Origin of the sequence: Streptomyces sp. W16 (assembly GCF_033194735.1) — a bacterium.
In the GTDB taxonomy this organism is placed as follows: Bacteria; Actinomycetota; Actinomycetes; order Streptomycetales; family Streptomycetaceae; genus Streptomyces.
The window spans coordinates 24,317-33,585 of sequence record NZ_JAWOAI010000037.1; the positions used below are offsets into that span (position 1 = coordinate 24,317).

A 9,269-nucleotide genomic window follows, 5' to 3' on the forward strand; every position below is an offset into this window, starting at 1 on the left:
GTCGCGTTTCGTCGCTACCGAGCCGTCGGTACGGGGGCGTTACGTCGTACCGAGCGCGTGGTCACGCGCGGTACGGAAAGCGGTGAGCGGATCGCGGTCCGGGTAGGACCAGGGGGCCGGGGTCGGGTGTTCCCCGATGCGGTGGAAAAGGGCGGCGGCCTCGGCGCTGCGGCCCTCGCAGTACTTGGCGTGGGCGAGGAAGTTGAGGTCGACCAGGCGGCGCGGATGGCCCTCGTGCTCCCACTCCAGCCACCAGTCGAAGGCGGCCTTCATCACCTGCCGGGCCCGGCGTCCGGACCAGTGCCCGGAGGCGGCCGGGTCGGCGGGCTCCAGACCGGCGGCGGCCAGCACGCGGTAGCGCTCGGCGTGCGCGATGACCGACAGGATGGCGAGCGGGGAGTCGGCGGGGGCCTGTTCGGCGGCCCAGTAGGCGAAGTCGTAGACCTCGTGCAGCGGGTCGAGGCCTGCGGTGGCCCGGCGTTCGGCCAGCCTGGCGACCATCAGGTGGTGGGCGTGGTGGTGGTCGGCGTGCCGGTGGCGGACCTCGTCGAAGAGCTGGACGACGCCCTCGTCGGTGCCGAGGCTGTGCTCCAGGAGGAGCAGTCCGAGCCAGGGCGTCGGATCGGCGGGCACGCGGGCCGCCGCCGTACGACAGGCGTCGCGGGCCAGGACCGGCTTCTCCTTGCCGGCCAGTACGCGCTGGACCAGGGCGACGGCGAGCAGCACCGAGGCGTCGGCGGACTCGGGTTCGGCGAGCAGCCAGTCACGGGCCCAGGCGGTGGTGTAGGACTCCAGGGCGAGGACGGTGATCCGGTGGGCGCGCAGATCCCACTCGTCGCCCGTCTGGGCGAGCAGGCCACGCACCGCCTGCCAGCGGCCCTGGGCCAACGCGGTTCGCGCGGCGACGAGTTCTCCGTCGTCGAGGGCGGCGTCGAATGCCTGAGCCGCACGTTTGTGGCGGCGTCCGAGGGGTGGCGGGGGTGGGGACACCCGGGTATTCCTCACGATCCTCACGCGACGCTGCGGGACATCGGCGTGCCATCGGCCGATCACGCACAGCAAACCCTCCACCAATACTTCACGTCAAGTGCCGTACTGCCGTTACTCCTGTCAACTTCCGTTGCACAAAAGGCACTTGTGGCCACATCCGCTACCCGGGGCGGTACGCTCCCAAGCGTTCGCGGGTAACCGATGTGTCGTACGCCATGGCGTTCGAGCGCGCGGCGGCGGACCATGGCAGCACGGTGCCGCTTCCGGGTACTCCCAGAGGCACGCCGGACCCCGGGGCGCTACAGTCGCCCAAACGCATCCCGTAGCCCGGCCCAACGATCGAGGTACGCAGCGTGTCGGTTCTGGTTCTGATGCTCTCCGTGAGTGCGGGCTGTTGCCTCGGCTTCGGGTTCGTGCTCCAGCAGAACGCGGCCCAGCAGGCACCCCTCAGCGACTTCCTCTCCCCGCGGCTCCTCTTGGACCTGATGCGGGTACCGCGCTGGCTCGGCGGCATCGGCCTGATGGTCGCGGGCATGGTGCTGGGCGCGATAGCACTCAGCCGCGGCGAGGTCTCCCTCGTAGAACCCCTCCTCGCGACAAACCTCCTCTTCGCGCTCGCCCTCTCCCGCAAGCAGACCCGACAGCCCCTGGGCCGTCAGGGCTGGGCGGGCCTGGCGCTCCTGGCCGGCGGTGTCACGACGTTCATCGTCGCGGGCGAACCGCGCAGCGGAACGGCGGTCACCGACCCCTTCCGCCACTGGCTGATCATCGGCGCCATGGTGGGCCTCGCCCTCCTCCTCACGACCTACGCCAAGCGCTCCCGCCTCAGCTCGGGCCCGGTCCTCCTGGCCCTGGCCGCCGGTCTCCTCTACGGCGTGCAGGACGCGCTGACCCGGGTCAGCGGCCAGCGCTTCACCGAGGGCGGCCTCACGGAACTCGTCACGGGCTGGCAGCCGTACGGCGTGCTGGCGCTCGGCGTGACGGGCCTGGTCCTCGTACAGAGCGCGTTCGAAACGGCTCCCCTACGAATGTCACTGCCGGCCCTCACCGCGGCCCAACCACTCGCCGGGATCATCTGCGGGGTGGGCTTCCTGGGCGACCAATTGCGCACCGACACCGGCGCGCTGGCCTGGGAGGCGGTGGGCCTCGCCGGAATCGTCGTAGGCATCCTGCTCCTGGGCATGCACCCCGCGATGCCGCGCGGCACGACGAAACCGCAGCCGGCCCTGAACCTCCAGCCCCGCTGACCACCCCTCCCCTGTTTGGATGGGGACATGAGCGCAGCTGACGAAATCCTCGACATCGTCGACGAGCACGACCAGGTCATCGGCCAGTCCCCGCGCGGCGAGGCCTACGCCCGGGGCCTGCGCCACCGCACGGTCTTCGTCCAGACCCGCGACGCACAGGGCCGCGTCTTCGTCCACCGCCGCACCCCCACGAAACTGGTCTTCCCCTCCCTCTACGACATGTTCGTCGGCGGGGTCGTAGGCGCGGGCGAGTCCTACGACGACGCGGCCCTGCGCGAGGCCGAGGAGGAACTCGGCGTCACGGGTCTGCCCCAACCCGGCTTCCTCTTCAAGTTCCTGTACGACGACGGCGCCGGGCAGACCTGGTGGTCGGCGGTGTACGAGGTGCGCTGCGAGCTTCCGGTCAGCCCGCAGGTGGAGGAGGTCGACTGGCACGCCTTCCTGGAGGAGGGCGAGATCGTCCGGCGCCTGGACGAGTGGGAATGGGTACCGGACGGCCTGGCGGCCTACGAGCGACTCAAGGCGTACCGCGAGGAAACGGCCGGATAGGGTCCTGCCCGTGATCGATTTTGCACGGAACGTCCGGCTGTGGTTCGCACCCCAGGAGATCAGCGAGGAGGGCGCCACCCCCGACTACCGGTTCTCGCTGGCCAACGAGCGCACGTTTCTCGCCTGGCTGCGCACCGCGCTCGCGCTGATCGGCGGGGGCTTCGCGGTGGACCAGTTCCTGCCGGACCTGCGCTGGGCCTGGCGGGTCGGCCTGGCCCTCGCGCTGCTCGCGGCGGGCGTGCTGTGCTCGCTGCGCGCGGTCAACCACTGGGTGCGCTGCGAGCGGGCGATGCGCCGGGGCGAGGATCTGCCGGTGTCGCGTTTCCCGGCACTGCTGAGCGTCGCCGTGGCGATCGTGGCCGTGGTGATGGTCGTCGTCGTACTCGCCGGATGGGAAGGGTGACCAGGCCCCCGGCACCGGACCGCGACCCGGGCCTGCAGCCCGAGCGCACCCGACTGGCCTGGCGGCGTACGACGCTGTCGAGCACGGTCGCCGCGGTCCTCGCCGTGAAGGCCTCGCTGCACGGCGGAGTCCGGCCGGAAGGCGTGATCGTCTGCGCCCTGTGCTGTGCGCTCTGGCTAAGCTTCCTCGCCATGGCCCACCACCGCATCCGCACCCTCGCGGCCGGCGGCACACCCCCGGCCCTGACCCCCCGGCACGCCACCGCGACGGTGCTGTGCACGGTGGCCGTGGCGGTGTGCGCGGCGGTGCTCGTGTACTGAGGGATGGGGCCACCCGGGCGGGACCCGGGATGAACCACGCACCCGCACCCGCCGACGAACCGGGGGCGGGTCGTGGCGGTACGGCGCAGCCCGCCGCTTAGCTGGTCCCCACGCCCTGGACTGTGGCAGCAGGCAGAGGGGCGCAACCCGCGGCGGGCTCGCCGTACCGCCACGACCCCGACCCCGACCCCACCCACCGACCGCGGGCGCCACACGCCCAGGATCACCCGATATGGGCGATTCCCATGGCAGCCTGTCCGTCGTCACAGCCCGCACTTCCGAAGGTGAGCACCATGACCACCCTGCACCTGGAGCACTCCACCCACGCCCACACCCACGGCCCGGACTGCGGTCACGCCCCGGTCCCGCACGGCGACCACGTCGACTACGCGCACGACGGGCATCTGCACCGCGAGCACGGCGGCCACTGGGACGAGTGCGAGCCGGGCGGCCATGTCGCCCACCAGGAGCACGAGCACCAGCACGGCCAGGACTGCGGCCACGAGAGCGTGCTGCACGGCGATCACGTCGACTACGTCCACGACGGCCACCGGCACGCCCGGCACGAGGGCCACTGGGACGACCACTGAGCCGACCCCCATGGCCCGGAACGGCCTGAACGCGCCACCCCACAGCTCCCCGCCGCCCCGCGCGGGGAGCTGTCGGCCTATCGTGGCCCCGGTCACGTTTCACTCCCCTACTGGACGACATACCGACCGGTCGGCATGATGGTGCGTGACCTGTTCGTCCGTTCGTAGGAGTGATGTATGAGCCCTGACCACCCGCCCGGACTCGATCTCGACCGGCTGCGCGGTCTGCTCGACCGCGAGCGGCCCGGTCTGGTCACCGGCCCCCTGTCCGGCCGGCTGATCGAGGGCGGACGGTCGAACCTCACCTACGCGGTCACCGACGGCTCCACGAAGTGGGTCGTACGGCGCCCCCCGCTCGGCCACGTCCTGGCCACCGCGCACGACATGAAGCGCGAGCACCGGGTGATCAACGCCCTGCACCCGACGAACGTGCCGGTACCGAAACCCATCCTCCTGTGCGAGGACGACGAGGTGCTCGGGGCGCCGTTCTACGTCATGGAGTTCGTCGAGGGCACCCCGTACCGCACCGCCGACGAGCTCGCCCCGATCGGCCCGGAGCGCACCCGGGGCGCAGTCCTCGAACTGGTCGACACACTGGTCGAGTTGCACGCGGTGGACCCCGCCGAGGTGGGCCTCGCGAACTTCGGCCGCCCCGAGGGCTTCCTGGACCGCCAACTGCGGCGCTGGGGCAAGCAGTTGGCCGCCTCCCGCAACCGCGAGCTGGCCGGGGTCGAGGAGTTGCACGCGGCCCTCGGCCGCCGCCTCCCCGACTCCCCCGCACCGACGGTCGTGCACGGCGACTACCGCCTGGACAACGTGCTCATCGGCGAGGACGACAAGATCAAGGCCATCCTCGACTGGGAGATGTCCACGCTCGGCGACCCGCTCACCGACCTGGGCCTCCTGGTCATGTACAGCATCCCGCTGAAGCTGCCCAACTCCCCCATTTCCACCACCGCTTCGGCCCCCGGCCACCCCGCACCGGCCGAGCTGATCGAGCGGTACGCCGCGCGCTCGGGGCGCGATGTGTCGTCGGTCGCCTGGTACACGGCGTTCGCGTGGTTCAAGCTCGCCGTGATCCTGGAGGGCATCCACTACCGCTACACCCTGGGCCAGACGGTCGGGGGCGGCTTCGACCGTATCGGCGAACTGGTTCCCGTCTTCATCGAGCACGGCCTGACCACCCTTCAGGAGGGCTGATCCACCATGGACTTCGCGTTCGACGCACACACCGAGGAACTGCGCGCCAAGCTCCTGGCCTTCATGGACGAGTACGTCTATCCGGCCGAGCCGGTCGCCGAGGAGCAGCGCGCCCAGCTCGCCTCGCCCTGGGACACCCCCGCCGTGGTCGGGGAGTTGAAGGCGGAGGCGCGCAGGCAGGGCCTGTGGAACCTCTTCCTGCCGGACGCCGAGTACGGCGGCGGGCTCACCAACCTCCAGTACGCGCCGCTGGCCGAAATCACCGGCCGTTCCCCGCACTTGGCGCCCACCGCGCTGAACTGCGCGGCGCCGGACACCGGCAACATGGAGGTGCTGTACCAGTTCGGCGACGAGCAGCAGAAGAAGCAGTGGCTGGAGCCGCTGCTCGCCGGTGAGATCCGCTCGGCGTTCGCGATGACCGAGCCGGAGGTGGCCTCCTCGGACGCCACGAACATCACCACGCTGATCGAGCGGGACGGCGACGACTACGTCATCACCGGCCGCAAGTGGTACATCTCCGGGGCGATGAACCCGGACTGCAAGATCTTCATCGTGATGGGCAAGACGGACCCGGACGGCGCCGACATCCGCCGCCAGCAGTCCATGATCCTCGTCCCGCGCGACACCCCGGGCGTTACGGTCAAGCGGGCGATGCAGGTCTTCGGCTACGAGGACCACTCCCACGGCGGCCACGCCGAGGTGATCTTCGACCACGCGCGTGTGCCGGTGACGAACCTGATCGGCGAGGAGGGCGGCGGCTTCGCCATCGCCCAGGCGCGGCTCGGCCCGGGCCGCATCCACCACTGCATGCGGCTGATCGGCATGGCCGAGCGCGCGATCGAGCTGATGTGCCAACGGGCCGTGTCCCGCGTCGCGTTCGGCAGGGCGCTGGCCCAGCAGGGCGTCGTCCACAACTGGATCGCGGACGCGCGGGTCGCCGTGGAGCAACTGCGGCTCCTGGTCCTGAAGACGGCCTGGATGATGGACACCGTCGGCAACAAGGGTGCCCACGCGGAGATCCAGGCCATCAAGATCGCCACGCCCCGCACGGTCGTCGGCATCCTCGACAAGGCGATCCAACTGCACGGCGCGGGCGGCGTGAGCCAGGACTTCCCGCTGGCCGAGCTGTACGCGAGCGCCCGCACCCTGATGCTGGCCGACGGCCCGGACGAGGTGCACCAACGCTCGCTGGCGCGCCGGGAGTTGAAGAAGTACCTGTAGTCGCGTGTGGGGCTGGAAGGGTGGTCGCACCCCTTCCAGCCCCGTTCCCCCGAGGTGAATGGTCAGTTGGGCGTGCTCGCCCTCAGCGTCCAGCCCTGGCGGCAGGTGTGGCCGAAGGTGCCGATGTCGCAGCCCTCGACGGTGAAGACGTAGGCGCCGGTGTTCTGCTCCCGCACCCGGATCCGGCCGGCGGTGCCGCCGCCGAACTCCCGCTGGGTGCCCCCGGGGTCGGAGGCGCTCGTCCAGCGGACCAGGAACGAGTCGTAGCGGTACGGAGCCGTCGTACCCCAGTTGAAGTAGGCGTAGCCGCGGTCCTCCCACGCGGCGACGACCATGTTCGAGCCCTGTCGCGGCGACCAGGTGGCGGTGCCGTAGGTGAAGTACTGGCGCTTCCCGGCGTAGGCGCCGTTCAGGTACACGTCCTTGGTGTAGCTGGTCGGGCAGCCCAGCCAGCCACCGGCACCGCCGAGCGCGCTCCAACGCTGGTAGATGTGCGGCTCGTTCACCGCGCTACCGCACCCGGCCCGCGCCGGTGTCTGTGCGGCGGCCGGCACCGCCGCCGTGCCGCCGAGGGCGAGCACGGAGCCCAGGACAACGCCCGTCAGGCGCCGCTTCGTTGACAGCATGGTGTTTCCCCCGTTGGTTCCGTTCGGCCGGTCCGGCGGTGTGCCCGCCGTTCCGCTGCTACGAGCATCACGGCGACGGGGGCCGGGAGTTGAGGGGAAGCCCTCGGGCAACGCCGGGGACCTCTCCCGGGTGTACCGGGAAGCGTTCCCATGACACCCGGGCGCCGCGCCCCCACGATGGGACGCATGGACGACCGCGACGGGCGCACCCGGCCCCACACGGCCGCCGCGTACGTGCTGTTGGGCCTGGCGGCACTCCAAGTGGCCGTCGGGACGGTCGCGTTGGCGGCGGCCGATGTCTCCGTCGCGGACCTGGTCCGCTACGACATGGTCGTCGACCTCGCGGTGGGCCTCGCCTATCCGGTCTGCGGCACGGTGATCGCGCTGCACCGGCCGCGCAATCCGATCGGGTGGCTGCTGATCGCCTACGGGCTGGGCCACGCGTTCACCGGCATGTCGATCGGACTGGCCGTCGAGGGACTGCGGTTGGGCTGGTCGCCGGAGTTGCTGCACGCGGTCACGACCGTCGGCCGGCACACCTGGATCCTCGGCAGCTCCACGGCGTTCGTGCTCGTGTTCTTCCTGTTCCCCGACGGCCGGCTGCCCGACCGTCGCTGGCGCTGGGCCCTGGCCGCCCAACTCCTCTCCTCCCCACTGGACTTCGCGATCTGGGCGCGGGACGACTGGGGCCTGTTCCGCGGCACTCCCGCCCAACCCTCGTACCTCCCGGTGCCGGACGGCTGGATGTCCGCCCTGCGGGACTTGGAGACCGCCAAGGCCTGCCTGGTGCTGGCCGCCGTGTTCGCCGTCATGGCCGTGCGCTACCGGCGCGGCGGGGAGCAGGACCGCCGCCGACTGCTGTGGCTGATCGCGGGAATGGTGCCGCTGGCGCTGAGCGTGGCCCTGCAGATCCTCGGCTTCCCGGCGGTCTACACCTCGTGCTGCACCCTGTTCCTGCCGACCGCCATCATGATCGCCGTGGTCCGCGAGGAGCTCCTCGACATCCGCCTCGTCGTCTCCCGCAGCCTCCTCTACGGCACGCTCACGGTCGGCGTGATCGTCGCCTACGTCGGCCTCGTCACCTCCGTCCAGGCCCTCCTCAACCCAGACCCCGCCCTCCTCGGCCCGGCGTTGATCACCGTCACCCTGGCCCTCGCCTTCGCGCCCGCCCGCCGCCTTCTCCAACGCACGGTCGACCACGCCCTGTACGGCGACCGGCACGACCCGGTGCGCGCGGTCTCCCGCATCGGCGAACGGCTGGCCGGCACCGGAGTCGACGCGGTCCCGGAGGCGGTCGGCGAGGCGCTGCGGCTGCCGTACGTCTGTGTGGAGTCGACGTCAGGTGTGACGGACGGGAGTTGGGGCGAGCCGGGGGAACGGATCCACGCCATACCGCTCGACTACGACGGCCGGACCGTGGGCGCGCTGGTGATCGGACTGCGCCCCGGCGAACAACAGCCCACGACGGCCGACCTGGCCGTACTCGAACTGCTCGCCGTACCGCTGGCCGCCGCGCTGCACGCCACCGACCTCACCCGGCAGTTGCAGCACTCCCGGGAGCGGATCGTGGCCGCGCGCGAGGAGGAGCGGCGCCGGATCCGCCGCGATCTGCACGACGGGCTCGGACCGACCCTCGCCGGGGCGGCCTTCCAGGCGGACGCCGTACGCAATCTGCTCGCCTTCGATCCGGAGCGGGCGGCGGTGCTGCTGGCCGAGTTGCGGTCCGAGGTCGGGGGCGCGGTCGCGGAGGTGCGCCGCCTGGTGGACGGGCTACGGCCCCCGGATCTCGACCAGTTGGGGCTGCTGGGCGCGCTGCGGGAACGCGCGGTGCGGCTGTCCTGGCGTGCGGACGGCATTCCGCTCCAGGTGCGGGTCCAGGCACCCGAGCGGCTGCCGGCGCTGCCCGCCGCCGTGGAGGTGGCCGCGTACCGCATCGCGATCGAGGCGCTGACCAACGCGGCCCGGCACGCCCGGTCCTCCCGCGTCGACCTGCGCATCGAGATCGGCGACGGGTTACGTCTGGAGGTGTGCGACGACGGTTCGCCGGTGGGCGAGGAGACCGCGTGGACGCCGGGCGTGGGCATCACGTCGATGCAGGAGCGCGCGGCTGAGCTGGGCGGCCG

The 9,269-nt window shown here is 71.5% G+C and carries 10 protein-coding genes; 8 read left to right on the forward strand and 2 right to left on the reverse strand.

The genetic code is table 11. The features are described from left to right. Positions 1-39 precede the first annotated feature (39 nt). Positions 40-990 (reverse strand): hypothetical protein, encoded by a 951-nt coding sequence (locus R6V09_RS07660; RefSeq protein ID WP_317880578.1) that lies wholly within the window; start codon positions 988-990, stop codon positions 40-42. Between the two features lie 353 nt (positions 991-1,343). Between R6V09_RS07660 and R6V09_RS07665 the strand changes: the two genes are divergently transcribed. From R6V09_RS07665 to R6V09_RS07695, 7 genes are all read left to right on the forward strand, one after another. After that, positions 1,344-2,237, forward strand: coding sequence for a DMT family transporter (locus R6V09_RS07665; RefSeq protein ID WP_317880579.1), 894 nt, complete (start codon positions 1,344-1,346; stop codon positions 2,235-2,237). Positions 2,238-2,264: 27 nt separating this feature from the next. Continuing rightward, a complete protein-coding gene (locus R6V09_RS07670) occupies positions 2,265-2,786 on the forward strand; it encodes an NUDIX hydrolase (protein ID WP_317880580.1) in 522 nt (173 codons plus the stop codon). Positions 2,787-2,796: 10 nt separating this feature from the next. Beyond that, a complete protein-coding gene (locus tag R6V09_RS07675) occupies positions 2,797-3,189 on the forward strand; it encodes a YidH family protein (RefSeq protein WP_317880581.1) in 393 nt (130 codons plus the stop codon). Beyond that, positions 3,177-3,509 carry a DUF202 domain-containing protein gene (locus R6V09_RS07680; protein ID WP_442809993.1) on the forward strand — a complete coding sequence of 111 codons (333 nt, stop codon included), beginning with the start codon at positions 3,177-3,179 and terminating at the stop codon, positions 3,507-3,509. The genes R6V09_RS07675 and R6V09_RS07680 overlap by 13 nt, the downstream gene beginning before the upstream one ends. A 293-nt stretch (positions 3,510-3,802) precedes the next feature. After that, positions 3,803-4,099 carry a hypothetical protein gene (locus R6V09_RS07685; protein ID WP_317880583.1) on the forward strand — a complete coding sequence of 99 codons (297 nt, stop codon included), beginning with the start codon at positions 3,803-3,805 and terminating at the stop codon, positions 4,097-4,099. A gap of 177 nt (positions 4,100-4,276) precedes the next feature. Then, complete coding sequence (locus R6V09_RS07690; protein WP_317880584.1) at positions 4,277-5,299, forward strand: phosphotransferase family protein; 1,023 nt, start codon at positions 4,277-4,279, stop codon at positions 5,297-5,299. Positions 5,300-5,305: 6 nt separating this feature from the next. Continuing rightward, complete coding sequence (locus tag R6V09_RS07695; protein WP_317880585.1) at positions 5,306-6,520, forward strand: acyl-CoA dehydrogenase family protein; 1,215 nt, start codon at positions 5,306-5,308, stop codon at positions 6,518-6,520. A gap of 62 nt (positions 6,521-6,582) precedes the next feature. Here the strand turns inward: R6V09_RS07695 and R6V09_RS07700 are convergent, their stop codons facing one another. Further along, on the reverse strand, positions 6,583-7,146 hold the full coding sequence (locus tag R6V09_RS07700; RefSeq protein ID WP_317880586.1) for a hypothetical protein: 564 nt from the start codon (positions 7,144-7,146) through the stop codon (positions 6,583-6,585). Positions 7,147-7,332: 186 nt separating this feature from the next. Between R6V09_RS07700 and R6V09_RS07705 the strand changes: the two genes are divergently transcribed. Further along, on the forward strand, positions 7,333-9,269 hold a 1,937-nt coding region (locus R6V09_RS07705), incomplete at its 3' end, for a sensor histidine kinase (protein ID WP_317880587.1).